Annotated in this window: 23 protein-coding genes; 15 read left to right on the forward strand and 8 right to left on the reverse strand. The window is 70.0% G+C overall.

Features of this window, described 5'->3' with window-relative positions:
* The first annotated feature begins 69 nt into the window (after window positions 1–69).
* From M2317_RS05125 to mmsB, 4 genes are all read left to right on the forward strand, one after another.
* Window positions 70–516, forward strand: a complete 447-nt coding sequence (locus M2317_RS05125) for a hypothetical protein (RefSeq protein ID WP_429457946.1) — start codon at window positions 70–72, stop codon at window positions 514–516.
* Between the two features lie 81 nt (window positions 517–597).
* Complete coding sequence (locus M2317_RS05130) at window positions 598–2121, forward strand: CoA-acylating methylmalonate-semialdehyde dehydrogenase (RefSeq protein WP_429457949.1); 1524 nt, start codon at window positions 598–600, stop codon at window positions 2119–2121.
* Between the two features lie 55 nt (window positions 2122–2176).
* Complete coding sequence (locus M2317_RS05135; protein ID WP_429457951.1) at window positions 2177–3328, forward strand: acyl-CoA dehydrogenase family protein; 1152 nt, start codon at window positions 2177–2179, stop codon at window positions 3326–3328.
* On the forward strand, window positions 3325–4209 hold the full coding sequence (mmsB, locus tag M2317_RS05140; RefSeq protein ID WP_429457952.1) for a 3-hydroxyisobutyrate dehydrogenase: 885 nt from the start codon (window positions 3325–3327) through the stop codon (window positions 4207–4209). The genes M2317_RS05135 and mmsB overlap by 4 nt, the downstream gene beginning before the upstream one ends.
* A 21-nt stretch (window positions 4210–4230) precedes the next feature.
* On the opposite strand, the gene M2317_RS05145 is transcribed toward mmsB, so the two are convergent.
* Window positions 4231–5517 (reverse strand): threonine/serine ThrE exporter family protein, encoded by a 1287-nt coding sequence (locus tag M2317_RS05145; RefSeq protein ID WP_429457954.1) that lies wholly within the window; start codon window positions 5515–5517, stop codon window positions 4231–4233.
* Between the two features lie 64 nt (window positions 5518–5581).
* Here M2317_RS05145 and M2317_RS05150 point away from each other — a divergent pair, with 64 nt between their 5' ends.
* On the forward strand, window positions 5582–6358 hold the full coding sequence (locus M2317_RS05150; RefSeq protein WP_429457957.1) for an enoyl-CoA hydratase-related protein: 777 nt from the start codon (window positions 5582–5584) through the stop codon (window positions 6356–6358).
* Between the two features lie 110 nt (window positions 6359–6468).
* Here M2317_RS05150 and M2317_RS05155 read toward each other — a convergent pair whose 3' ends face one another.
* From M2317_RS05155 to M2317_RS05165, 3 genes are read right to left on the reverse strand one after another with little or no spacing between them, the layout of a single operon-like run.
* Entirely contained in the window at window positions 6469–6912 is a 444-nt protein-coding gene (locus M2317_RS05155; protein ID WP_429457959.1) for a YdeI/OmpD-associated family protein, read from the reverse strand.
* Window positions 6913–6922: 10 nt separating this feature from the next.
* A complete protein-coding gene (locus M2317_RS05160) occupies window positions 6923–7378 on the reverse strand; it encodes an SRPBCC family protein (RefSeq protein WP_429457962.1) in 456 nt (151 codons plus the stop codon).
* Window positions 7375–7911 carry a MarR family winged helix-turn-helix transcriptional regulator gene (locus tag M2317_RS05165; protein ID WP_429457964.1) on the reverse strand — a complete coding sequence of 179 codons (537 nt, stop codon included), beginning with the start codon at window positions 7909–7911 and terminating at the stop codon, window positions 7375–7377. The genes M2317_RS05160 and M2317_RS05165 overlap by 4 nt, the downstream gene beginning before the upstream one ends.
* Before the next feature lie 129 nt (window positions 7912–8040).
* Between M2317_RS05165 and M2317_RS05170 the strand changes: the two genes are divergently transcribed.
* From M2317_RS05170 to M2317_RS05185, 4 genes are read left to right on the forward strand one after another with little or no spacing between them, the layout of a single operon-like run.
* Complete coding sequence (locus tag M2317_RS05170) at window positions 8041–8817, forward strand: electron transfer flavoprotein subunit beta/FixA family protein (protein ID WP_429457966.1); 777 nt, start codon at window positions 8041–8043, stop codon at window positions 8815–8817.
* A 2-nt stretch (window positions 8818–8819) separates the two neighbouring features.
* Entirely contained in the window at window positions 8820–9791 is a 972-nt protein-coding gene (locus tag M2317_RS05175) for an electron transfer flavoprotein subunit alpha/FixB family protein (protein WP_429457967.1), read from the forward strand.
* Entirely contained in the window at window positions 9791–11704 is a 1914-nt protein-coding gene (locus M2317_RS05180) for a cytochrome b/b6 domain-containing protein (RefSeq protein ID WP_429457969.1), read from the forward strand. Before M2317_RS05175 ends, M2317_RS05180 begins: the two co-directional genes overlap by 1 nt.
* A gap of 30 nt (window positions 11705–11734) precedes the next feature.
* Window positions 11735–12886, forward strand: coding sequence for an acetyl-CoA C-acetyltransferase (locus tag M2317_RS05185; protein ID WP_429457970.1), 1152 nt, complete (start codon window positions 11735–11737; stop codon window positions 12884–12886).
* 122 nt (window positions 12887–13008) lie between these two features.
* Here the strand turns inward: M2317_RS05185 and M2317_RS05190 are convergent, their stop codons facing one another.
* Window positions 13009–13515 carry an N-acetyltransferase family protein gene (locus tag M2317_RS05190; protein WP_429457972.1) on the reverse strand — a complete coding sequence of 169 codons (507 nt, stop codon included), beginning with the start codon at window positions 13513–13515 and terminating at the stop codon, window positions 13009–13011.
* Window positions 13516–13590: 75 nt separating this feature from the next.
* Between M2317_RS05190 and M2317_RS05195 the strand changes: the two genes are divergently transcribed.
* A complete protein-coding gene (locus M2317_RS05195; protein ID WP_429457975.1) occupies window positions 13591–14151 on the forward strand; it encodes a thioesterase family protein in 561 nt (186 codons plus the stop codon).
* Between the two features lie 26 nt (window positions 14152–14177).
* Entirely contained in the window at window positions 14178–15458 is a 1281-nt protein-coding gene (locus M2317_RS05200; RefSeq protein ID WP_429457976.1) for a hypothetical protein, read from the forward strand.
* On the opposite strand, the gene M2317_RS05205 is transcribed toward M2317_RS05200, so the two are convergent.
* From M2317_RS05205 to M2317_RS05215, 3 genes are read right to left on the reverse strand one after another with little or no spacing between them, the layout of a single operon-like run.
* A complete protein-coding gene (locus M2317_RS05205; protein WP_429457978.1) occupies window positions 15422–15970 on the reverse strand; it encodes a hypothetical protein in 549 nt (182 codons plus the stop codon). The two genes, M2317_RS05200 and M2317_RS05205, sit on opposite strands and share 37 nt — an antisense overlap.
* On the reverse strand, window positions 15967–16515 hold the full coding sequence (locus tag M2317_RS05210; RefSeq protein ID WP_429457979.1) for a hypothetical protein: 549 nt from the start codon (window positions 16513–16515) through the stop codon (window positions 15967–15969). The genes M2317_RS05205 and M2317_RS05210 overlap by 4 nt, the downstream gene beginning before the upstream one ends.
* Complete coding sequence (locus M2317_RS05215) at window positions 16512–17207, reverse strand: hypothetical protein (RefSeq protein ID WP_429457982.1); 696 nt, start codon at window positions 17205–17207, stop codon at window positions 16512–16514. The genes M2317_RS05210 and M2317_RS05215 overlap by 4 nt, the downstream gene beginning before the upstream one ends.
* A 169-nt stretch (window positions 17208–17376) precedes the next feature.
* Here M2317_RS05215 and M2317_RS05220 point away from each other — a divergent pair, with 169 nt between their 5' ends.
* From M2317_RS05220 to rocD, 4 genes are all read left to right on the forward strand, one after another.
* Entirely contained in the window at window positions 17377–21024 is a 3648-nt protein-coding gene (locus M2317_RS05220; RefSeq protein WP_429457983.1) for a proline dehydrogenase family protein, read from the forward strand.
* Window positions 21025–21160: 136 nt separating this feature from the next.
* Window positions 21161–22159: an NAD(P)-dependent alcohol dehydrogenase gene (locus M2317_RS05225; RefSeq protein WP_429457986.1), complete on the forward strand. Its 999-nt coding sequence runs from the start codon at window positions 21161–21163 to the stop codon at window positions 22157–22159.
* 165 nt (window positions 22160–22324) lie between these two features.
* Window positions 22325–23221: a dimethylargininase gene (ddaH, locus tag M2317_RS05230; protein WP_429457988.1), complete on the forward strand. Its 897-nt coding sequence runs from the start codon at window positions 22325–22327 to the stop codon at window positions 23219–23221.
* Window positions 23218–24399 carry an ornithine--oxo-acid transaminase gene (gene rocD / locus M2317_RS05235; protein ID WP_429457991.1) on the forward strand — a complete coding sequence of 394 codons (1182 nt, stop codon included), beginning with the start codon at window positions 23218–23220 and terminating at the stop codon, window positions 24397–24399. Before ddaH ends, rocD begins: the two co-directional genes overlap by 4 nt.
* Window positions 24400–24485: the final 86 nt, after the last annotated feature.

Raw genomic sequence — 24485 nt, forward strand, 5'->3', positions numbered from 1 at the left:
GGCGGCGAGTTGTCCACAGGCCTCGGAATTCCGTGAGGTCATGCGCGAGGATCGCGCGATCATCGCCTCATGACAGATACGAGCACGACTCTCAAAGACCTGATCCTCGATCGCGACGACGACCTGCGCGACCTGCTGCACGTGCTGCTGCGGCGGGCGAATCTCCGCCAGATGTGGCTGCTGTTCATCGATGAGCACGGCCGCCTCGGTGACCCGCTCATGCCGATGGACGACTACCCGGAAGACCCGCATGAAGATGTCGAGGTCGACGACCTCGGGCGCGTCGACCAGGCGCACCTGCTCATGCATCGCAGCGGCATGCTCCTCGAAGCCACCGGTAACGCGAGCGTCGTGCTGGTGTGGGAGCGCGTCGGACCCAGCACGCTGGACGACGACGATCGTGCCTGGGCCGGCGCGATGGCTGATGCCGCTGTCTCGCTCGGCGTGCCCCTTCGTGCGCAGTTCCTGCTGCACAATCGCGGGATCCGCCAGCTCCACGCGGACGACTGGATCTAGATACTAGGACGCCCTAGTAAATCCGCGAGGGGCAAAGTAAACTTCCCTTGTGCCAATGACGGCATGAAGGGACTTTGCACAATGACTCGCACCATCCCCCACTTCGTAGGCGGATCGCTTCTGACTCCAGACTCCGGGCGCTTCGCGGACGTGTTCGACCCCAGCACGGGATCCGTTCAGGCTCGCGTCCCGCTCGCGAGTGCCGACGAGGTCCGTCGCGTCATCGCGGACGCCGAGGCCGCGCAGCCGGGGTGGGCCGCGACCAACCCGCAGAAGCGCGCCCGCGTACTGATGCGCTTCCTCGATCTCGTCCATCGCGACATGGACGACCTCGCGCGACTGCTCTCCAGCGAGCACGGCAAGACGTTCGAAGATGCGAAGGGCGACATCCAGCGCGGCCTCGACGTGATCGAGTTCGCCACCGGAGCGCCGCACCTGCTCAAGGGCGAGTACTCCACCGAGGCGGGTACGGGGATCGACGTGTACTCCCTGCGCCAGCCGCTCGGCGTCGTCGCCGGCATCACGCCGTTCAACTTCCCGGCGATGATCCCGTTGTGGAAGGCCGGACCCGCGATCGCCGCAGGGAACGCGTTCGTGCTCAAGCCCAGCGAGCGCGACCCGTCGGTGCCGGTCCGGCTCGCCGAACTGTTCCTCGAGGCCGGGCTGCCCGCAGGCATCCTCAACGTCGTGCATGGCGACAAGGAGGCCGTCGACGTGCTGCTCGAGGACGAGCGCGTCAAGGCGATCGGGTTCGTCGGATCCACGCCGATCGCCGAGTACATCTACGCCACCGCGGCTGCGCACGGCAAGCGCGCGCAGTGCTTCGGCGGAGCGAAGAACCACCTCGTCGTCATGCCGGATGCCGACCTCGGCCAGGTCGTCGATGCGCTGATCGGGTCCGGCTACGGTTCGGCGGGGGAACGCTGCATGGCGATCTCGGTCGCGGTGCCGGTCGGAGACGAGACGGCTGATGCCCTCGCGGCCAAGCTCACCGAGCGGGTCGCTCAGCTGCGGATCGGACCGTCGCTCGCGGACGGCATCGACTACGGCCCGCTCGTCACCCGCGCGGCCGTCGACCGCGTCACCGACTGCATCCAGCAGGGCGTGGATGCCGGGGCCACCCTCCTCGCCGACGGACGAGGTCTCGTCGTCGAGGGGTACGAGGAGGGTTTCTACCTTGGTCCGACCCTGTTCGATCACGTGACGACCGACATGTCGATCTACCGCGAGGAGATCTTCGGTCCTGTCCTCGTGATCGCCAGGGCGCGGGACTACGAGGAGGCGCTCGCGATAGCATCCGATCACGAGTACGGCAACGGCGTCGGCATCTTCACCCGCGACGGCGACGCCGCCCGCGACTTCGCCGCCCGTGTGAACGTCGGGATGGTCGGGGTGAACGTGCCGATCCCCGTGCCGCTGGGCTACTACACGTTCGGCGGCTGGAAGCGCAGCGGGTTCGGAGACCTGAATCAGCACGGTCCCGATTCCTTCCGGTTCTACACGAAGACCAAGACGGTGACGAGCCGGTGGCCGGCCAGCCCGCTGCGGTCAGTCGCCGAGCCCGTCGAAGCGGGAGCCAGTTTCGTCATGCCCACCACCCGGTGACGGGAATCGTTCGTTGAGCGAGCACCAGCGAGTAGAAACGCAGCAAGGAGCACCGATGACCCTCATCACCACCACCGCAGAGGAACGCCAGGCGATCCTGCAGGCGGTACGCGAGTTCGCCGAGACGGAGCTCGCCCCGTATGCACTGGAGCGCGACGAGCAGCACATCTTCCCGCGCGAGAGCCTCCAGCTCGCGGGCGAGCTGGGCCTGGGCGGCATCTACGCCGCCGAGGACTTCGGCGGCACCGGACTCTCTCGCGCCGACACCGTCGCCATCTTCGAGGAGCTGGCGAAGGGAGACCCAGCGGTGGCCGCCTACATCTCGATCCACAACATGGTGGTCGGGATGATCGATCGCTACGGCGATGAGTCGCAGCGGTCGCACTGGCTCCCGATCCTCACCGGCATGACCGGCTTCGGAGGCTACTGCCTGACCGAGCCGGGCGCGGGCTCCGACGCCGCGGCCATCGCCACGAGCGCGATCCGCGACGGAGACGAGTACGTGCTCACCGGGGTGAAGCAGTTCATCTCCGGTGCCGGCGAGGCGTCGGTCTACGTGGTGATGGCGCGCACCGCCGATTCGGGTGCGCGGGGCATCACCGCCTTCCTCGTCGCGGGAGACACCCCGGGGCTGAGCTTCGGGGCGCCGGAGAAGAAGATGGGCTGGCACGCCCAGCCGACCAGGCAGGTGATCCTGGACGAGCTGCGCGTCCCGGCATCCGCTCGACTCGGCGAGGAGGGCGGCGGGTTCAAGATCGCGATGTCCGCGCTCGACGGCGGGCGCCTCAACATCGCGGCCTGCTCGCTCGGCGGTGCGCAGTGGGCACTGGATCAGGCGATCCGGTACGTTCACGAGCGCTTCACGTTCGGTGAACCGCTCGCCGACAAGCAGAGCATCGTGTTCGCGATCGCGGACATGCGCGCACAGCTGCATGCGGCGCGGCTCATGGTGCAGGACGCGGCGACCGCGGTCGACGAGCACGACGACGACGCATCCGTGCGGTGCGCCATGGCCAAGCGCTTCGCGACGGACGCCGGCTTCGACGTCGCCAACCGCGCACTCCAACTGCACGGGGGCTACGGCTACCTGCAGGACTACGGCATCGAGAAGGTGGTGCGCGACCTCCGCGTGCACCAGATCCTGGAAGGGACCAACGAGATCATGCAGCTCATCGTCGGACGCGAGACCCTCAAGGTCGCGTCATGAGAATCGCATTCCTCGGCCTCGGCCACATGGGCCTGCCGATGGCCCGCAACCTCATCGCCGCCGGGCACGAGGTGTCCGGCTACGACGTGGTGCCGCAGGCGCGGGATGCCGCAGCATCCTCCGGAATTCCCATCGCCGACGCTGGAGCGGATGCCGCGGCATCCGCCGAGGTCGTCATCACGATGTTCCCGGCCGGCGCCCATGTGCTGTCGGCCTATCGGGAGGGCCTGCTCGAGGCGGCGTCGCCGGGAACACTGTTCATCGAGTCCTCCACGATCGCCGTCGCCGACGCACAGGAGGCGCACGCGCTCGCCGTCGCCGCCGGCCACCGACAGGTGGACGCGCCCGTCTCCGGCGGCGTCGTCGGCGCCGAGAACGCGACGCTGGCGTTCATGGTCGGTGGTGTGGACGAGGACTTCGACGCCGCGCAGCCGATCCTCGAGACCATGGGCAGACGCATCGTGCACTGCGGTGGTCCGGGGCTCGGTCAGGCGGCGAAGGTGTGCAACAACATGATCCTCGGGGTCTCGCAGATCGTGGTCGGTGAGGCGTTCGTCCTCGCCGAGCGCCTCGGTCTCAGCCACGAGGCGCTGTACGAGGTCGCATCGAACGCATCCGGGCAGTGCTGGGCGCTGTCGACGAACTGCCCCGTCCCCGGACCTGTGCCGACCAGCCCGGCCAATCGCGACTATCAGCCCGGCTTCGCCGGTGCCCTGATGGCGAAGGACCTGGGGCTCGCGCTCGAGGCGATCGAGCAGACCGGCACGGACGCGCGCCTCGGACGGCTGGCGCAGGAGATCTACGCCGTCTATGCCGCGGGCGCCGGGGGCGGCCGTGACTTCTCCGGCATCATCGCCGACATCCGCGACGGCTCCGTGTGACGCGTCCGACGTGTCGTCCGGTCAGAGCTTGCTGAGCGTGGCCCGGCTGCCACGGCGGCCCAGGGGGCGGACCAGATAGTGCCCCAGGATGGAGCCGGCGGCGATCGACGCGGCGATGGCCGCGGCCAGGAAGACGTCGAACAGGCCGCGCACATCGGAGGCGGCGATCAGCATCAGCCCGTCGAACAGCATGAGACCGGGCAGCATCGGCACCAGGGGCGCCACGATCATCGGCAATGCGGGGGTGCGCGCAGTCCGTGTGAGCAGCGACGCCGTGAAACCCACGGCCACCGAGGCGGCCGCGACCGACCAGATCGGTCCGAGCCCGGCATCCGTGCCGAGGAGGGTGATCGTCTCGGCGAGAGCGGCGAGCACCGCCACGACTCCCAGCGCACGCCACGGCACCTGGGTGGCGATCGAGAAGCCCAGTGCCATCACGACGGCAGCGGCGACGGCGACGGCGGGCAACTGATCGGGGCGCGCTTCGGTCACGGAGATCTCGACCGGCGCACCCAGGCGGTCCAGCAGCAGCGAAGTCGCGATCACGCCGGCGGCGATGCCGACGGTCGCCACGATGGCCTCGGTCAATCGTGCCAGGCCCGTGACGTAGAAGGCGGTCAGGATGTCCTGCACGCCACCGAACACGGTGACCCCGGCCAGCAGCACGATCACGGTGGCGACGACGACCAGCGTCGGGGAGGCGTCGGGCTGGATGATCTGGGCGATCAGCGCGGCGACGGGGCCGATGGCGCCGCCCAGGAACGTGCGGAAGAGCAGCGGGACACCGCCGCGCTGCAGCGCGGCCATGATCGCGTTCAGCGTCACGGCCGCGACGAACGCGACGGCGGCGGCGACGATGCCGCCGCCGAGCAGCACCGTCGCGCCGGCGCCGACCAGGCCCCAGCCGATCTCCTGGACCCAGCGGGGACTGAGCGGACGAGACGCACGGATCCGGGACAGCCGCCGCGCTGCGTCGGCCAGGCCGATCCGCTTCTCGACGATCTGGCGGTACAGGGCGGCAGCGGCCGACAGTCGGGAGTAGTCCAGCTGCCGGGCGCGCAGATTGTGGCTGCGGGTGTAGGACTCGTCCGTGCTCGGGTTGGTCCATGTCAGCGACAGCACGGTGTGGGTCACATCGGCATCCGTGTTGCGCAGCCCGTAGGTGCGGGAGACCGCTGTCATCGCTTCGGTGGTCTCCTGCGCTCCCGCGCCGGATCCCCACAGCGCCATCGCGAGGCGGATCGCGAGGTCGAGGATGGCCCGCGTCCGCGCGCGGGCATCCGGGGCGTATCGCGGCTGGTCGCTCATCGGCCCCATTATGCGCCGCTTCGCGCCGAGGCATACTGAGACCACCCCGAGGGAGAGGACATGCATGACCGAGTACGAGACGATCCTGGTCGAACAGCGCGGCCGCGTCGGATGGATCACCCTGAACCGGCCGCAGGCGCTGAACGCCCTCAACGCGCTGGTGGCGGATGAGGTCACCGCCGCCGCCGTCGCCTTCGACGCGGACGACGGCGTCGGCGCGATCGTCGTCACGGGCAGCGAGAAGGCGTTCGCCGCCGGTGCAGACATCAAGGAGATGGAATCGATGACGGCATCCGAGATGCTCGCCACCGATCACTTCGGCGCCTGGAACGACTTCGCCGCGGTCCGCACGCCGGTCATCGCCGCGGTCAGCGGCTTCGCGCTTGGCGGCGGGTGCGAGCTCGCGATGATGTGCGACATCATCCTCGCCGCCGACACCGCGAGGTTCGGACAGCCGGAGATCAATCTCGGCGTCATCCCCGGGATGGGCGGCACGCAGCGTCTCATCCGCGCCGTCGGATACTACAAGGCGGCAGAGCTCGTGCTCTCCGGACGTCTGATCGGCGCGGAGGAGGCGGAGCGCGCCGGGCTCGTGTCGCGGGTGGTCCCGGCATCCGATCTGCTCGTCGAGGCGTCGACGCTGGCCAAGACGATCGCGTCCAAGTCCCTGCCGAGCATCTATGCGGCCAAGGCCGCGCTGGATGCCGCGATGGAGACGACCCTCGCCGACGGCCTCGCCCATGAGAAGCAGTCCTTCGCGGCGCTGTTCGACACCGCGGACCAGAAGGAGGGGATGGCCGCGTTCCGCGAGAAGCGGGCACCGCGGTTCACGAACAGCTGATGGCGCGTCGAGAAACCACTGCGCGCGCGAGAAACACCTTCGCGCATGGTTTCTCGCGACGAGAGCGGTTTCTCGCCGCGGGCATGGATGCGGACCAGGACTGCGCCGCGTCAGGCGCGCAGCGCGGCGAGCACCTTTTCCACGCGACGGATGCGGGTCTCGTCGGTCTTCGCCTCGGCGACCTGGCGGGCGTGCTCCTTGCGCTTCGAGTACGAGAGTGCGTCGAAGGCGGCGCGCAGCGCGGCGTCCGCATCGAGCGCCTCGGCGAGGGCCGGCGGGATCTCGATCTCGCGCTCGGCGGTGTCGACAGTGATCGTCACGTCGATCTCCTGCCCCATCTCCAGGCCCATCTCGGTGCGGGCGGCCTTGCTGAATCCGATCATGTTCAGCCCACCCATCCGGGCGAGGCGCAGACGGATGCGGCGATCGTCGAAACCGACGACGACGGGGAAGACCTTGCCGGCGCCGAGGGCGGCGACCTGTTCGTCGGTGAGCACGATCGCGGCCGCGGGACCGTGCGGTTCGAGGATGGTGTGCAGGCGCAGTTCGGTCATGCCGGACAGGTTACGCGCGCTCGACCTCAGCGGCCAGGATGGCGCCGCGTTCGTCGATCAACCGCCGCATGTACGCGCGCATGAACAGCCGGTCGACGAGCGAGCCGATCGGGCCGAAGGGGGCGCGCAGCGTCACGGTGTCGCGCATCAGCGTGCCGTCCGGATGCTCGTCGAACTCGTGTTCGTGGTGAAACTGCGCGAACGGACCCGCGACCTGTCGATCGCAGAAACGGCGCGGCGGATCGAGATCGAACACGACGGACGTCAGGTGGAACGGGAGGCCGAAGTGCCGGGCGCGCCAGGTCACTGTCGACCCCTCTGCGAAGATTCCGCCGTCGGGTCCGGCGACCATGGTCTCGCCGTACCTGGCCATGGTCCGCACGTGCAGCTGCGGGTCGAGGGATGCCGCGTACACCCGATCGGGCGCCGCGCGGATCACGCGCTCGATGACGAAGGAAGCCGTCACAGCGGATCGGGCTGCGGACGCGGATCCGTGAAGTCGCCGGCATTCTTGCGCAGGCGCGCCACGATGCCGACGAGATCGGCGGCGTCCTCGGCGCTGATGCCCGGGGCGGTGAAGACCTCGGTGTTCAGGGCCGCCGTCGCGCGCTCGACGAGGTCGCGGCCGGCGTCCGTGAGCGCCAGCATCGCCGCCCGTCCGTCGTGCGGGTGCGGTTCGCGGACGATCAGTCCGTCGCGGACGAGCCGATCGGATGTGCTCGTGACCGTCGTGGCGTGCACCTGCAGACGCGACACCACGCTCGACAGCGGCAGACGCTCCCGGCGGCTGAAGGCGAGCAGACGCAGCACTTCGTAGCGGGCGAACGACAGCTCGAAGGGCTTGAGCGCCGCGTCGACCCTCGCCAGGAGCAGCTGCTGCGCGCGCATCACCGAGATGACGACGGTCATGCCCTCTGCGGCATCCGTCCATCCGTGCGCGAGCCATTGCCGCTTCGCCTCGGCGAGCGGATCGATCGGCAGGGGTCGGTGCTGGGCCACGTTTCCACGGTACTCGGCCCTGCCGCGGAGTCGGTGCGGCGCGCTACGCTCGGAGGCGGAGACCACTGGTCGGCATCCGTGGGACTGAGTTTCACCGGACTAGACTCGGAGTGTCGTGAGGAGCAATCGATGAAGATCTTCGTCCTGGTCAAAGAGGTGCCGGACACCTACGGTGATCGCAAGCTGAATCTGGAGACCGGCCTCGCCGATCGCGCGGCCGGCGATGTCGTGCTGGACGAGATCACCGAGCGTGCGCTCGAGGTCGCACTGACCTACGCCGACAAGAACGAGGGCACCGAGGTGGTCGCGCTGTCGATGGCGCCCGAGTCGTCCACGGCATCCGTGCGCCGCGCGCTCGCGATCGGAGCCGGCTCCGCCGTGCACATCGCGGACGAGCAGCTCGTCGGCGCCGACCTCGGGCTGACCGCAGAGGTGCTCGCCGCCGCGATCCGCCGTGGCGGGGCTGACCTCGTCATCACCGGCAACCTTTCGACCGATGGATCGGCCGGCCTCGTCCCGGCCATGCTCGCCGAGCATCTCGGCTTCGCCCAGGCGACCGCGCTGAGCGCGGTCGAGATCACGGCAGACGGCATCTCCGGCACCAGAGCAGCGGATGCCGGGGCGCAGCCGGTCTCGGCATCCCTCCCGGCCGTCATCTCGATCACCGAGGCGCTGCCGGATGCCCGGTTCCCGAACTTCAAGGGCATCATGGCGGCCAAGAAGAAGCCGCTCGAGGTGCTCTCGCTCTCCGACCTCGGTGTCTCCGCCGATCCGGGGGCGGCGCCGCGGACGATCATGACCTCCGTCGCCGAGAAGCCGCCGCGGGCGGCCGGCGTCAAGATCACCGATGAGGGGGATGCCGCGCAGCAGCTGGTGGACTTCCTCGTGCAGAACAGGCTGGTGTGACCATGGGCTACCCCGAGAACTCGATCCTCGTCCTCGTCGACGTGACGCCGTCCGGCGAAGCCGCGGCCAGCACGGCGGCGCTGATCGGCGCGGCGTCGTCCGTCGGCAGTCCGGTCGCGCTCGTCCCCGGCGGCTCGCAGAGCGCTGTGGATGCCGCGGCGGCTGCCGGAGCATCTGTGGTGCTCACCGCCGCGATCGACGACACCGTTCTGGTCGTGCCGCTCGTCGACGCACTGCAGGCCGCATACGAGCAGGTGTCGCCTGATGCCGTGCTCGTGTCGAACTCGATCACCGGACGCGACGTCGCCGGCCGGCTCGCGGTGCGCACGCGCAACGCCGTGTCCGTCGATGCGATCGGCGTCTCCCGCGATGACCAGGGCATCGTGGCGCATCACTCCGTGTACGGAGGCGCCTATCTCGTGGACTCGGCGCCGACCTACGGGGCACCGATCATCACCGTGCGCCAGGGGGCCGTCGACACCAGGGCCGAGGCCGTGGCGTCGCCGACCGTCGAGGAGCTCGCCGTGACGGCATCCGGTGCGCCTGCGGCCACGGCCGGCGCGATCGAAGCGGTCGAGCAGGCATCCTCCCGCCCGGATCTGCGGGGCGCGGCCCGCGTCGTCTCGGGCGGCCGAGGCCTGGGTTCGAAGGAGAAGTTCGTCCTCGTGGAGCAACTGGCCGACGCGCTCGGCGCGGCCGTTGGCGCGTCTCGTGCCGCGGTGGATGCCGGATACATCCCGTATGCGCATCAGGTCGGACAGACCGGTGTCTCGGTGTCGCCGCAGTTGTACATCGCGCTCGGGATCTCCGGTGCGATCCAGCACAGGGCCGGTATGCAGACCGCCAAGACGATCGTCGCGATCAACAAGGACGGCGAGGCGCCGATCTTCGACGTCGCCGACTTCGGCATCGTCGGAGACGTGTTCGCCGTCGTGCCGCAGGTGATCGAGGCCCTCGAAGCACGGGGGAAGTAGTGCTGCGTCGCGGACTGCCTCGCCTGCCGGGCGGAGAGCCGTGGCCTCCGGCCGACGTGTCGTCCGACGAGCCGGCGTCCGCGGTGGTCACGACGGTCGTCGGAGCAACCGGCGCCGCCGCAGCAACCGGAGCCGGGACCGCCGGAGTCGGGACCGCCGGCGCCGGCGGCGCCAAACCCGGGGCCGACACGCCAGATGTCGGACCGTCCGGCGAAGAACGTCCGACATCTGGCGTGTCGGCCCCCCGGACCGATGCCGGCGATGCCACGACGGCGTCGCACACCGCCTCCCGCGCGCTGCGTCGCGGACTGCCGCGCACGCCCGGCGGCGAGTCCTGGCCCCCCGCCGATTCGGCGCCGACGGGCGCAGGTGCCGTGGCGGCGTCCCATGCCGTCGTCGCGGCCGTGCCTGCGGACGCGTCCGACGCGAGCGCGCCCGCATCGACGCCGGCGCCCGACGTCGGCGGAGCCGCCCCTGTCGCGACGCTCGTCTCGTCGGCATCCGTCCCGCCTGGGGCAGGGGATGCCTCGTCGGCGGCGCATGTCGCCGGGAGCGTGCTGCGCCGGGGGCTTCCTCGCACTCGTGGCGGCGAACCCTGGCCTCCTGCCGGAATCGCGGTCGCCGCGCCGTCTGTCGCTGCGCCCGCCACTGCCGGAGCGCCCGTTGCTGCGACGCTCGTCTCGTCGGCATCCGGCCCGCCTGGAGCGGGGGACGTCTCGTCGCCGGCGCATGTCGCCGGGAGCGTACTGCGCCGGGGGCTTCCTCGCACTCCCGGCGGCGAGTCCTGGCCCCCGGCCGGAACCACGGTCTCCGCGGCCGAGCCCGCCTCCACCAGTCCGGGGTCCGACACGCCAGATGTCGGACCGATCGGCGAAGAACGTCCGACAGGTGGCGTGTCGGCCCCCCAAGTGGCGGCCTCGGCCGGCGGCGCGCGCGACGTCTCCGTCCCGCTGGCCGTCCCGCGCGCCGCGTGGAACGGTGTCGCACCGCGGCACGCGCCGGCCGCGGCATCCGAAACCACGCGTCCGACGTGGACGCAGGCCGTCGCGGGTCTCCTCGGCCTCGCCGGTCTCGGCATCCTGGGCATCGCCGCCATTGCGTTCGTCCGGACGATCCTCAGCACGCCGGTGATGATGGACTTCCTCGCCGCGTTCCCCGGCGAATATCACCTGCCCGAGGGCACTGCGCTCGGCATCCCCGGATGGGTGGGGTGGCAGCACTTCTTCAACATGTTCCTGATGGTGCTGATCATCCGCACCGGACTCACGGTGCGCGCGGAGAAGCGCCCGACCGTGTTCTGGACCTCGAAGCGCAACCCCAAGTACAAGATCAGCCTGACGCTGTGGCTGCACCAGGCGCTCGACGTGCTCTGGCTCGTCAACGGCGTGATCTTCGTCGTGCTGCTGTTCACGACCGGGCACTGGGTGCGTGTCGTCCCGACCAGCTGGGAGGTCTTCCCGAACGCGCTGTCCGCCGGTCTGCAGTACGTCTCGCTGGACTGGCCCACCGAGAACGGCTGGGCGAACTACAACAGCCTGCAGCAGCTGGCCTACTTCACGACGATCTTCGTCGCCGCCCCGCTGGCCGCGATCACGGGTGTGCGGATGTCGGGCATCTGGCCGAAGAACGCCGAGAAGCTCAACAGGGCCTACCCGGTGGAGTGGGCACGTGCGGTGCACTTCCCGGTGATGATCTACTTCATCGCCTTCATCGTCGTGCACGTGATCCTCGTGATGGCGACGGGCGCGCTGCGCAATCTCAACCACATGTACGCCTCGCAGGACCTCGTCAGCTGGACCGGGTTCTGGGTGTTCGTCGCATCGCTCGTGGTGATCGCGATCGGCTGGTTCGCCGCCCGCCCGCTGATCGTCGCGCCGATCGCCAAGGGCTTCGGCAACGTCTCAGGGCGCTGAATCGGAAATCGACCTCGGAGGAGGAAGGACATGGCAGAGGCATACATCGTCGACGCGGTCCGCTCACCCGTCGGCAAGCGCGGCGGTGCGCTCTCCGGCATCCATCCGGCTGACCTCGGGGCCCACAGCCTGCGTGCTCTGATCGAGCGCACCGGCGTGGACCCGGCCGCGATCGACGACGTGATCATCGGCGCGATCGACGCGATCGGAGGGCAAGCGGGCAACGTGGCGCGCACGGCGGCCCTGGTGGCGGGCTTCCCCGAGCACGTCCCGGGTGTGACGATCGACCGGCAGTGCGGCTCCAGCCAGCAGGCCGTGCACTTCGCCGCTCAGGCGGTGATGAGCGGGACGGCCGATCTCGTGATCGCCGGCGGACTGCAGAACATGTCGCGGCTGCCGTTGACGTCGTCGGTCGTCGTCGGGGAGCAGTACGGGTTCACGACCCCGTACGCCGAGTCGCCGGGGTGGCTGGCGAGGTACGGCGATCAGGAGATCTCGCAGTTCGCCGGGGCCGAACTGATCGCCGAGAAGTGGAGCATCGCGCGCGAGGCCATGGAGCGGTTCGCCGTCGAGAGCCACCGCCGCGCCGCCGCCGCGCAGGACGAGGGCCGCTTCGACGACGAGATCGCGCCGCTGAACGGACTGACCGCGGACGAGGGCATCCGCCGCGACACCACGCTCGAGCGCATGGCGGGGCTGCAGCCGTTGCGCCCCGGCGGACGGATCACCGCAGCGGTGGCCTCGCAGATCAGCGATGCGTCCAGCGCCGTGCTGATCGCCGGCGAGCAGGCCCTGAAGGATCACGGGCTCACGCCTCGAGCCCGCATCCATCACCTGTCGGTGCGCGGGGATGATCCGGTCCTCATGCTCACCGCGCCCATTCCGGCCACGAAGCACGCGCTGGAGCGCGCCGGCCTGACGATCGACGACATCGATCTGTTCGAGATCAACGAGGCGTTCGCGTCGGTCGTGCTGGCCTGGCTGGAGGAGACCGGCGCGCCGCACGAGAAGGTGAACGTCAACGGCGGCGCGATCGCTCTCGGGCATCCGATCGGCGCGACGGGTACGCGGCTCATGGCGACGCTGCTGAACGAACTCGAGCGCACCGGCGGCCGCTACGGTCTGCAGACGATGTGCGAGGGCGGCGGCGTCGCCAACGTCACGATCCTCGAGCGCCTCTGACCCCGGCATCCCGCCCCACGGAATCCGCGAGACGTACCTTGCGGGGTGAGACTTGGCCGGTGGGGCCAAGTGTCACCGCACAAAGTACGTCTCGCGGGGGTCAGGATGCCGTGGCCACCCGCTCAGCGGACGAAGCGGACCTCGGTCAGCGTCTCGCCGAGGAACGGCTCGGTGTGCGAGGCGCCATCCAGGTGGAATCCGTTGCGCGTGTAGAAGCGGTGCGCGCGGGGGTTGTCCTCGGCGACCCACAGGTACAGCGGCTCGTCCGTCTCGACGGCGGCATCGAACAGCTTCTGTCCGAGACCGGTGGAGTGCCAGGCATCCAGAAGATAGATGAAGTAGAGCTCGCGGTTCGCGGGAGCATCCTTGTCGCGCGCGGGGCCGGAGCCGACGAAGCCGACGATCTCCCCGTCGACGAGCGCTGCGCTCATCTTGAACTCGGGGCCCTGGATGGCCCAGTGCGTCCACAGCTCGGCGAGACGCCGGGGTGAGACCTTCTCGAGTGCTGCCTTGCTGATCAGGTGGTCGTAGGTCTCGTGCCAGCACTGTGCGTGCACACGACCCAGAGCCTCCGCGTCCACATCACGGACCGGACGGACGATGACTTCTGGCTGGGCTTCGGCGCTCATGCCCGTGACTCTACGCGCGGGTCGGGAGAACCGGAAATCTACCGTGTGTAGAAGATGGGGGTACTCTCGCACCTTGTGAACGTGATCTGGCGGACCCTGCTCGTGATGTGGAGCGCACGGCGTCGTGTGCGGCGCGAAGGACGCATCGCGCCCACTGAGATCGGCCGCATCCGGTTGACGACGCTGCCGACGGACATCGACGTCCTGCGGCATATGAACAACGGCCGCTATCTGTCGCTGTTCGATCTCGGCCGCTGGGATCTGCTCGTGCGCACCGGCATGAGCGATGTCATGAAGCGCAACGGCTGGTACGCGGTCGTCTCGGCCGAGACGGTGACGTTCCGCAAGTCGCTCGAGCTCTGGCAGCGGTTCGACGTCGAGTCGCGCCTGCTCGGTCACGACGACAAGGCGATCTACATGGAGCACCGCGCGGTCGTGGGCGGCGAGATCTACGCGCGGGTCATCGTCCGGGCCAGGATGCTGAAGCGCAGCGGCGGCACGCTCTCGCACCAGGAGCTCTTCGCCGCCGTGGGGCGCCCGGAGGGCATCCCGGATGTCGAGCCTTGGATGCACGAGTGGGCGGCGGCCTCCGCACTGCCGTCGACGCGCGCCGAGGCGCCCAGCGTCTGGTCGTGACGCGGCGGGGGCGCTAACGTGGCTTCGTGCTGACCCTGCTCTCCTCGACCTGGCGCGTGCTCGCCGGGCACTGGCCCGCGCTCGTCGCGTGGTACCTGGCGGGGTACCTGGTGCACTTCGGGCTCATTCAGCTCGCCGGGTGGGTCGGTGCATACACGGGCACCGGCGGGCTCCTGCTGCTTCCGCTGGCGATCCTGGCGCGACTGATCGCCTTCGTCGCCATGTTCCTCGTCGTCCGCGACGGCCTGCGCGAGCTGCAGGCGATCGCACCGGTGCCGCAGGCGGCTGCCGAACGGCGTGAGACGTTCCTGAACACGCTGCTCGCCAGCATCCTGCCCTTCTTCGCGGTGTACGCCGCGTGGGGGATGCTGCAGGACGACGTGATCGCGTACGACTTCCGTGCACTCCAGGTGCGCAGCGACATCAGCTGGCAGGCCATCGCGAACCAGACCGAAGCACCGACCGGTGGGGTCGGCAGCAACCTGACGCTGGATGCCGTCACAGGCGTGCTGATCATCGTGGCGTTCGCCGGGCGGTGGGCGTGGAAGAAGTGGCCGAAGAAGCTCCCCGCGGTGTTCTCCGTGGTGGCGGTGTACCTCGAGGCCGTCTGGGTGCTCCTCTCGATCATCGTCATCAAGGACGCACTCGAGGCAGTGAACGGCTGGGTGGACACTCGCGTCGGCATCCAATGGGCGCTCGACTTCCGCGAGTGGGTGAGCGCGCAGCTCGTCCCCGTCGCGTGGGTATGGGACGGCCTCGAGTGGTTCATCGGGCAGCTCGCCGGACTCGTCGTCGAACCGCTCGCCTGGCTCGCGATCGCCGGCGTCATCTACGGTCAGGCGATCGCCGCGGAGAAGCCCAAGCTCGACATCGCGCTGTACAAGCGGGCGCGCACGCACGCGGAGAAGGTCCCCACTCTGCTGCGCCGGATGCTGGGGCAGCTGGGCGCCGAGTTCGCGTCGCGCTTCACCCCGATCGTCGATGCGGTCGTGCTGATGTGGCGTGCCGGACCGTTGCTCATCGGCACGTTCATCCTGCTCTACACGATCGTGCTCGCCGGCGACACGACGCTGAGCTACCTCGTGACCAGGGTCATCGGACCGCAGAGCCGCGTCGATTTCTGGTTGGTCGTCAACGATGCGCTGACACTCGCCCTCGCGCTCGTCATCGAGCCGATCCGCATCAGCGTCGTCGCTGGTGCCTACGACACCTCACTCGGCGCGTTGCGCCGGCACCGGATGGTCGAAGCGGCGACCACGCCGACGGGCGGTCACGGTTCGACCGAGAACCTCATGAACGAGGGGTAGGAGTTGATCTCGGCCACCTCGACCCAGAACGGACCCTCGACGTCCTCGGGAACGATGTAGCCCACGACGATCTCGTACGGGACGATCGGCCCGGGGTCGCCGTTCTCGTCCTCCTCCGGTTTCGTGCAGCTCGTCGGCTCCTCGGCCGAGTAGGGGATGCCGAGCTCGATCGTCATCTCCTCCCAGCGCCGCCCGGTGTCCTTCTCCACCAGGACGGGGGAGAAGCAGGACGGTGAGTCGCCGTGCGGGTCCACAGGAACAGCAACGGCGATCACCCGGGCATCCGATGGCGCCGTGAGCTCTTCGACGTCGGTGACGTCGACAGCCCGCACCGGGCCCCACGTGGCATCGGCGAGCTCGATGGTCTCCCCCTCGGCGGCATCCCGCGGGAGCGTCGGCTCATACAGGTAGTGCCGCGACCAGGCGACGCCGACCAGCGTCGCTGTCGCCACCGGGACGAGGACGGCGAGAGCGATGAGCGCGAGCCGGTTGCGCCGCCACCAGCCGGTCACGGGTGGGTCCAATTGGTCTCGCGGATCTCGGCATCCGCAACCGGAGTGAGCTCGCCCAGGTCGATCTCGAGCTCGGCGATCGAGTCGACGCGGGTGTCCTCTCTCGCGGACAGCTGCAGGACGGCGGTGCTGTCGCGCGCGTCGGCGGGAAGCTCGAAGGCGAGTGCTCCGCTCTGCGAGACGCCCGTCACCAGCTGCGTCGACAGGAAGGACGGTACGCGCTCACTCGCACGGAACGACTGGCCGTCGATGATGAGGGTCGCACCCTTGAAGCTCATTCCGTACTGGTCGAGGTTCGTCTCGGCATCCAGTTCGACCACCAGCCAGGTGCCCTCGGCGCTCCAGCCCTTCGCGCCCGTCACCGCGTCAGCGAGTGTGACATCCTGCACCGTCACGCTGAAATCGCGGCCGACGGCCTCCTCGCCGATCGTCACGGGGACGATGAAGGGATCGGCGGACGCGCTGTCGTCGGGCGTGACGAGCGCCACCAGCCACGCTGCCGCCAGCAGCGCGGCCGTGATCAGCCAGGGGGCCGCCCGCTTCACTCCTCCACCCCCGCACCGACGTCCTCGATGGAGAGTGCGGCGTAGGCACCGGTCTCTTCGTCTTCCCAGTACTCGCCGTAGACGAAGAACTCGCCGGTGTACTCGGTCGCCGTGGGCAGTGCCATGCGGATGTCGTCGCCGTCGGAGAAGCCGGAGGCAGGGACCGCCCAGGTCAGCACCAGCTGCGCCGGCACCCCGGGCTGCAGCCACGGAGTGAGGGTCGTATCGTCGTACCGAGCGACAGCCGGCTCGATGTCGGGCGCATCCTCGACGCGGATCGCGGTGAGCGATCCCTTCCCGATGCTCGACGAACGAGCCGCATCGTCGACGTTCGTGACGTCCATGATGACCACGAGCAGACGTTCGCCTTCCTTCGGCCGGACCCCGGTCTCGTTGAGCTCGTCGATGAGCACCGCGCGCTGCGGAGTCATCTCCCACCCCGCCCCGGTGAAAGTGTCGCCTGCCCCGATCTCGGGCAGCGGCGGCTCGGGGACCGCCTCGAGACCGCCGAACGCGGCGGTGGCGCCGAGGATGAGCACGGTCGCGGCGCCGCCGATCCACTTCGTGGAGACGCGGGAGGTGACGGCGGAGACCCATTTCTTCGACTGCGGGTTCGATCCCGCAGGCGCGGTCGAGGACGCGGACGCCACCGCGTTGTCGATCGCGCTCCGCGCGCCCCCGGACTCTGCCACGGCAACAGCCTAGGGTTTCGCGTCCGTTCCGGTGAAGTGAGCCGCGCAAGGGGAGTGCTGCGGCAGCGTGCCCACGACGTTCGCGCCCGATGGCGACGGGAAGAAGAACCGCAGCGGCGCCCCGCTGTGCCTCAGGCCCGGACCGCCCGCGCGCTCCTAGGCTGTGGCCATGGTCGTCTCACCCGTGTCGTCCGATCCGCTGGCCCAACGCGCCGTGGCGCTCGTGCGGCGCTGGGTCGCTGAAGCGGCGATCGTCGAACCGGACCCGGCGGCGCAGCGGCTCGCCGAGGTGCTGCGCGACGAGCGCGGCCTCGCCTTCACGCTCGGGTTCGTCGATGGCGTGCTGCGACCGGAGAGCCTGAGCGCCGCCGCGGCGCAGCTGCGCCGGATCGCCCCTGATGTCCCCGGTTTCCTGCCGTGGTATCTGCGCGGAGCCGTGCGTGTCGGCGGCGGCATCGCCCCGGCGCTGCCAGCCCCGACCGTGCCCATCGCCCGTCGTGCGCTGCGGGAGATGGTCGGCCACCTGATCGTGGACGCGCGACCGGCGAAGCTGGGTGTCGAGATCGGACGCATCCGTGAAAGCGGGGCGACACTCAACATCAACCTGCTCGGCGAAGCCGTGCTCGGCGAGTCGGAGGCTCAGCGCCGTCTCGACGGCATCCACGATCTGATCCGTCGTCCCGATGTCGACTACGTCTCGGTCAAGGTCTCGTCGATCCTCAGCCGGCCGGACGCCTGGTCGTTCGACGAGGTGGTGGATGCCGCGGCCGCGCGTCTCCTGCCCCTCTACGTCACCGCACTCGAGCACGGGGTGTTCATCAACCTCGACATGGAGGAGTACCGCGACCTCGATCTGACGATCGCGGTGTTCACTCGCATCCTCGAAGAGCCGAAGCTCGCGCACCTCGAGGCCGGGATCGTCCTGCAGGCGTACCTGCCGGATGCGCTGTCCGCCCTGCGCGAGCTCACCGCCTGGGCCCGCGACCGTGTCGAGCACGGCGGAGCGCGCATCAAGGTCCGCCTCGTGAAGGGCGCGAACCTGCCGATGGAGCGGGTGGATGCCGTGATGCACGGGTGGCCGCAGGCCACGTACGACACCAAGCTCGACACCGATGCGAACCATCTTCGCCTGCTCGATGAAGCACTGCAGCCTGCGAACGCCGCGGCGGTGCGCGTCGGCATCGCGGGACACAACCTCTTCGACATCGCGTACGCCCGGCTGCTGGCGAGCGAGCGCGGGCTGTCGACCCCGGCGGACACCACGAACAGCCCGGACGTCGAGTTCGAGATGCTGCTCGGCATGGCCGAGGGGCACCGCCACGCCGTCTCGAAGGACGTCGGCCCGGTCCGGCTGTACGTTCCAGTGGTGCATCCGCGCGAGTTCGACGTCGCGATCGGGTACCTCGCGCGCCGCCTGGAGGAGAGCGCGTCGCCGGCGAACTTCCTCTCGGCCGCGTTCCACCTCGCCGAAGACGAGTCCCTGTTCGCCCGGGAACAGGATCGCTTTCTCGCCGCCCTCGAACGATCGGAGCACCGCACCCTGCGGGAGACGCCGAACCGGACCCAGGACCGCCGAGCGCCGGTGCACGAGTCGGTGCGCAGCGCGCCGCCCGCCCCCGCACCCGAGACCGACCTGACGAACATCGTGCTCGGGATCTCCCGCGGTTCAGAAGACGACCCGTTCCTGGAGACGGCGGTCTACTCGCAGCTCGAGACCGCTCCGGATGCCGGTGGTGCGCCGGGCTTCGCCAACACCCCTGACACCGACCTCTCACTCGCGGCGAATCGCGAGTGGGCGTACGGCATCCGCTCCCGCGTCAGCGGATCGACCCTCGGGCTCGACCTGGTGCGCGCGGCGCTGGTGACCGACGAAGCGGCGGTCGAGCGGATCGTGGCTCGCGTGCGCAACGGCGGAACGGCGTGGGGAGCGCGGCCGGCGGCCGAGCGCGCCGAGGCGCTGGTGCGCGCCGCTGTCGCGCTGGAGTCGCGCCGCGCGGCGCTCATCGAGGTCGCGGCCGACGAGACGGGCAAGGTGCTCTCCGAGGGCGACATCGAGGTCAGTGAGGCCGTCGACTTCGCCCGCTACTACAGCGCCAAGGCGCGTGAACTGGATGCCGTGGCCGGCGCGACGTTCGTGCCGTCGGGCGTCACCGTCGTCGCTCCGCCGTGGAACTTCCCGCTCGCGATCCCGGCCGGGGGAGTGCTGGCCGCGCTCGCCGCGGGGTCCGGCGTCGTGCTGAAGCCCGCGCCGCAGGCGCGGCGATGCGCGGCGGTGATCGCCGAGGCGCTGTGGGAATCCGGCATCCCGCGCGATGTGCTCGTGCTCGCGGACGTGCCGGAGGGGCCGCTCGGTCGGGCGCTCATCACCCATCCCGACGTCGACAGGGTGATCCTCACCGGATCGTGGGACACCGCCGAACTGTTCCGCTCCTGGCGGCCGGATCTGCCGCTGCACGCCGAGACGAGCGGCAAGAACGCGATCGTCGTGACGCCGTCGGCCGATGTCGATCTCGCCGTCGCGGACCTTGTGCGCAGCGCCTTCTCGCATGCAGGGCAGAAGTGCTCCGCGGCATCCCTCGCGATCCTGGTCGGTCCCGTCGGACGCTCGCAGCGCTTCGCGCGGCAGCTCGCCGACGCGACGCGCTCGCTGCGCGTGGGATGGCCGAGCGAGGCGCGTGTCGACGTCGGGCCGCTGATCGAGCCGCCTTCGGGCAAACTCGCCTGGGCGCTGGGTGAACTCGAGCAGGACGAGCGCTGGATCGTGCGCCCCGCTCCGGCGCCGGCGGACGAGAGCGGACGGCTGTGGAGTCCCGGCATCCGTGCGGGAGTGCTCCCAGGATCGCGATTCCACCGGGAGGAGTTCTTCGGACCGGTGCTCGGCATCATGCACGCGCCCACGCTGGAGCGGGCGATCGAACTGCAGAACGCGGTGGCGTACGGGCTCACCGCCGGGCTGCACACGCGCGACCCGGATGAGCTCGCGCTCTGGCTGGATCGGGTCGAGGCGGGCAACCTCTACGTCAACAGGGGCATCACCGGGGCGATCGTGCAGCGGCAGCCGTTCGGCGGTTGGAAGCGCTCGTCGGTCGGGCCCGGCGCGAAGGCCGGCGGGCCGAACCATCTGATCGGGCTCGGCACCTGGCGCGCGGGCAGCGCGGCTCCGGCATCGAGCACGCTGCACCTGCGCGGTCTGGATGCCCGGATCACCGACCTCATCGAAGCCGCGCAGCCGTCACTGGATTTCGAGCGCTTCGAGTGGTTGCGCCGGGCGGCGCTGTCGGACGCGATCGCCTGGGACCGGGAATTCGGTCAGGTGCACGACGCCTCTCGGCTGGGCGTGGAGCGGAATCTGCTCCGCTACCGGCCCGTGGACGTGTCGATCAGGGCGACAGCGGATGCCGGGTCGCACGAACTGCTGCGCGTCATCGTCGCGGCGATCCGCAGCGGCGCGGACTTCTTCGTCTCGACCCCGATCGGCCTGCCTGCGCAGGTGCGCCGCTCGCTGACCGAGCTCGGCGCGAACGTCGCGGTCGAGTCGGACGACGAGTGGGTGCAGCGCATGTCGGGTCCGTCCGACCTGCTCGATACGGAGCCGCGGCCGCCGCGGGTGCGGCTGGTCGGGGCGCGCGATGCGGTCGCCGACCTGCATCGGCTGCTCGCGGAGGCTGTCGACGGCGATCCGGACCTCGCGATCTTCGCCGGTGAGGTGACCTCCGCTGGCCGCATCGAACTGCTGACGTTCCTGCACGAGCAGTCGATCTCGATCACCGCGCACCGGTTCGGCCAGCCCGACGCGTGGAGCGCCGCCGTGATCTGACCGGGTCCGATTCGAACGGCCACGGTGCAAGGCTCTTGATACCTCGCCGTGCGAGGCGCACACTTGCCATCCAGATCGCCCGTGCCCTCGGCGCCGGGCTCGATGAGATCTTCCACCCGGACCAGGAGGCAGGATCGTGACCGAGACGATGACGGCCTGGCGGTGCGAGACCTACGGGCCGGCCGCGGGCACGGCGCCGGCCGAGGTGCCGATTCCGACGCCGGGTCGCGGCGAAGTGGTGGTCCGGGTGCGGGCCACGGCCCTCAACGCGGGCGACCGGCACATCATGCACGGCGACCCGCTGCTGGTGCGGCCGGTGTTCGGGCTGCGGCGACCCAAGCAGCCTGTACGCGGGATGGATGTCGCGGGCACCGTGACGGCCGTCGGCGCCGGTGTCGTCAGCGCCGAGATCGACGAGGAGGTCGTGGCCGAACTGCCCGGCGGGGGAGGCCTCGCAGCATTCGTCGCCGCCCCGGCATCGCGGTTGGCCCCGCGACCGCCCGGGGTGGCTCCGGCGCTCGCCGCCTCCCTGCCGATCGCCGCGGGCACCGCCTGGCAGGCCCTCGACCTCGCGGGCATCGGCATCGACGGGGATGCGAAGCCCCGCGTGCTGATCCTCGGCGCGTCCGGCGGCGTCGGCACGTTCGCCGTGCAGCTGGCGGCCCTGCGGGGTGCCGAGGTCTGGGCGACGTGCGGAGACCGCGCCGCCGCCCTCATCAGCAGACTGGGCGCGGCACGCACGTTCGACCTCCGGCGGGCGAGGTCGTCTCCGCTTCCCGAGGGCGGCTTCCACGCCGTGCTCGACATCGCCGGAGGGATGCCGCTCCAACAGCTCCAGCGACTCCTCGCGCCCGGCGGGCACGCGGTCCTCGTCGGCGGTGAAGGAGGGCGCGTGCTCGGCCCGATTCCGCGGATGCTGGGGGCGACGGTCCGCTCGGTCGGCTCGCACCGCCGCATCCGGTCGCTGGCGGCATCCGCGCATCCGGAGATCCTGCGAAAGCTGCTCGCGCTCGTGGACGAGGGGCTACTCGTGCCGGTCATCGAGCGGGAGTACCCGTTCGCCGCAGCATCCGAAGCCCTGGCGCAGCTCGAGGCCGGGCACACGATCGGCAAGATCGTGGTGCGCGGCGCTTGAGCGCGTCGACGCGGCCGACTCGGAAATCTGGCGCGTTCACAGCACCGGGTGACACAATGGCATCTGGCGTGCCCGTGTCGCATCTTCCCCGTCTCTGTTGAGCTCCGGGTCGAAGGCCCGCCGGGCCCCTGGACAGCGTCCGCCGCATCTCTTCTGAGGAGCACCATGTCGACGCCCGAGACCGCCCTTCGCCCGGCTCAGGGACCCGCCGAGGTCCCTGCCCGCACCGCGCACCACCGCCGCTACCTGATGTGCCGCCCTGAGCACTTCACGGTCAGCTACACGATCAACCCGTGGATGGAGCCCGCGAAGCCCACCGACACGGCCAAGGCGATCGCGCAGTGGCAGCAGCTGCACGACCTCTATCTCGAGCTGGGCCACGAGGTCGAGCTCATCGAGCCGCTCGCCGGTTACCCCGACATGGTCTACACGGCCAACGGCGGCTTCCTCATCGACGGCCGCGCGTACGTGCCGGAGTTCCGCTTCGTCGAACGCCAGGGCGAGGCCCCCGCATTCGCCGAGTGGTTCCGCGCGAACGGCTTCGACACGGTCATGCCGAAAGAGGTCAACGAGGGTGAAGGCGACTTCCTGCTCGTCGGCGACGTCATCCTCGCCGGCACCGGCTTCCGCTCCACCGGCGACAGCCACCGCGAGGTCGGTGAGGTGTTCGGCCGCGAGGTCGTCTCGCTGAACCTCGTCGATCCGCGCTTCTACCACCTCGACACCGCGATCGCCGTGCTCGACCCCGTTCAGGGCGCGGCCGACGGCGGCCCGGAGCGGGCCAACATCGCCTACCTGCCCGGTGCATTCGACGACGCCGGCCGCGCGATCCTCGAGGAGCGCTTCCCCGACGCGATCCTGGTCTCGGATTCCGACGGCGCCGTCTTCGGCCTCAACTCCGCGAGTGACGGGTACAACGTCATCATCTCGCCGCGCGCGACCGGCTTCGAGAAGCAGCTGCGCGAGCGCGGATACAACCCGATCATGGTCGACCTGTCCGAGCTGCTGCTCGGCGGCGGCGGCATCAAGTGCTGCACGCTCGAACTGCGAGGAGCGAAGTGACCTCTCTCGAACCGCACGTCGCGGAGAACTACCTCCCGCTGCCCGTCACGATCGCCCGTGGCGAGGGCGCCTGGGTGACGGATGTCGAGGGCAAGCGCTACCTCGACCTTCTCGCCGCGTACTCCGCGGTGAACTTCGGGCACCGTCATCCGGCGCTCGTCGCGGCCGTCACCGAGCAGCTCGGCCGCGTGACGCTCACCAGCCGGGCCTTCATGAACGACCGACTCGAGCCGTTCGCCGAAGCGCTCGCGCGGTTGTGCGGCAAGGAGCTCGTACTGCCCATGAACACCGGCGCAGAAGCCGTCGAGACCGGCATCAAGGTCGCGCGGGCGTGGGGATACCGCGTCAAGGGCATCCCCGCGGATGCCGCGCGCATCGTCGTCGCGGCCGGCAACTTCCACGGCCGCACCACGACCATCGTCAGCTTCAGCGACGACGAGTCCGCCCGTGGCGGGTTCGGCCCGTTCATGACCGGTTTCGACATCGTGCCGTTCGGAGATGCGGATGCCGTGGCCGCCGCCATCACGGAGGACACCGCCGCGGTCCTGGTGGAGCCCATCCAGGGCGAGGCCGGCGTCGTCATCCCGCCGGAAGGCTACCTCCGCCGCATCCGGGAGATCTGCACCGAGCGCAACGTGCTCTTCATCGCCGACGAGATCCAGGCCGGGCTCGGCCGGGTCGGCGAGACCTTCGCATGCGACCGCGAGGGCGTCGTGCCCGATCTCTATCTGCTGGGCAAGGCGCTCGGCGGCGGCATCCTGCCGGTGTCCGCCGTGGTCGGCGACCGGGACGTGCTCGGGGTCATCCGCCCCGGCGAGCACGGGTCGACGTTCGGCGGAAATCCGCTGGCCGCCGCCGTCGGGCTCCGCGTCGTCGAGATGCTGGAGACCGGCGAGGTGCAGGAGCGCTCGCGCGCCCTCGGCGCTCACCTGGCCGAAGGGCTCGACAAGCTCGTCGGCCACGGTGTCACCGGCGTGCGCGCCGCCGGCCTCTGGGCCGGTGTCGACATCGACCCCGCGAAGGGCACGGGACGGGAGATCGCCGAGAGGCTGATGGACCGCGGCGTGCTCGTGAAGGACACACACGGGCAGACGATCCGCATCGCTCCGCCGCTCGTGATCCGCGCGACGGAGATCGACTGGGCTCTGGAGCAGCTGCGGCTCGTCCTCGAGGGCTGACGCCGCTCGGCACGCGGCACAGCAGAGGTCGCATATGGTCGCCTCTCGCTTCCGGAGGCGACCATTCGCGTCCCGTGCGGGATGCG

It is taken from the genome of Microbacterium sp. ZKA21 (assembly GCF_050434165.1).
Taxonomy (GTDB): Bacteria; Actinomycetota; Actinomycetes; order Actinomycetales; family Microbacteriaceae; genus Microbacterium.

Bases quoted from the DNA above. Each gene is read 5' to 3' on its own strand.
- M2317_RS05125 (WP_429457946.1), top strand. From the start codon at position 70: ATGACAGATACGAGCACGACTCTCAAAGACCTGATCCTCGATCGCGAC.
- M2317_RS05130 (WP_429457949.1), top strand. From the start codon at position 598: ATGACTCGCACCATCCCCCACTTCGTAGGCGGATCGCTTCTGACTCCA.
- M2317_RS05135 (WP_429457951.1), top strand. From the start codon at position 2,177: ATGACCCTCATCACCACCACCGCAGAGGAACGCCAGGCGATCCTGCAG.
- mmsB (WP_429457952.1), top strand. From the start codon at position 3,325: ATGAGAATCGCATTCCTCGGCCTCGGCCACATGGGCCTGCCGATGGCC.
- M2317_RS05145 (WP_429457954.1), bottom strand. From the start codon at position 5,517: ATGAGCGACCAGCCGCGATACGCCCCGGATGCCCGCGCGCGGACGCGG.
- M2317_RS05150 (WP_429457957.1), top strand. From the start codon at position 5,582: ATGACCGAGTACGAGACGATCCTGGTCGAACAGCGCGGCCGCGTCGGA.
- M2317_RS05155 (WP_429457959.1), bottom strand. From the start codon at position 6,912: ATGACCGAACTGCGCCTGCACACCATCCTCGAACCGCACGGTCCCGCG.
- M2317_RS05170 (WP_429457966.1), top strand. From the start codon at position 8,041: ATGAAGATCTTCGTCCTGGTCAAAGAGGTGCCGGACACCTACGGTGAT.
- M2317_RS05175 (WP_429457967.1), top strand. From the start codon at position 8,820: ATGGGCTACCCCGAGAACTCGATCCTCGTCCTCGTCGACGTGACGCCG.
- M2317_RS05185 (WP_429457970.1), top strand. From the start codon at position 11,735: ATGGCAGAGGCATACATCGTCGACGCGGTCCGCTCACCCGTCGGCAAG.
- M2317_RS05190 (WP_429457972.1), bottom strand. From the start codon at position 13,515: ATGAGCGCCGAAGCCCAGCCAGAAGTCATCGTCCGTCCGGTCCGTGAT.
- M2317_RS05220 (WP_429457983.1), top strand. From the start codon at position 17,377: ATGGTCGTCTCACCCGTGTCGTCCGATCCGCTGGCCCAACGCGCCGTG.
- ddaH (WP_429457988.1), top strand. From the start codon at position 22,325: ATGTCGACGCCCGAGACCGCCCTTCGCCCGGCTCAGGGACCCGCCGAG.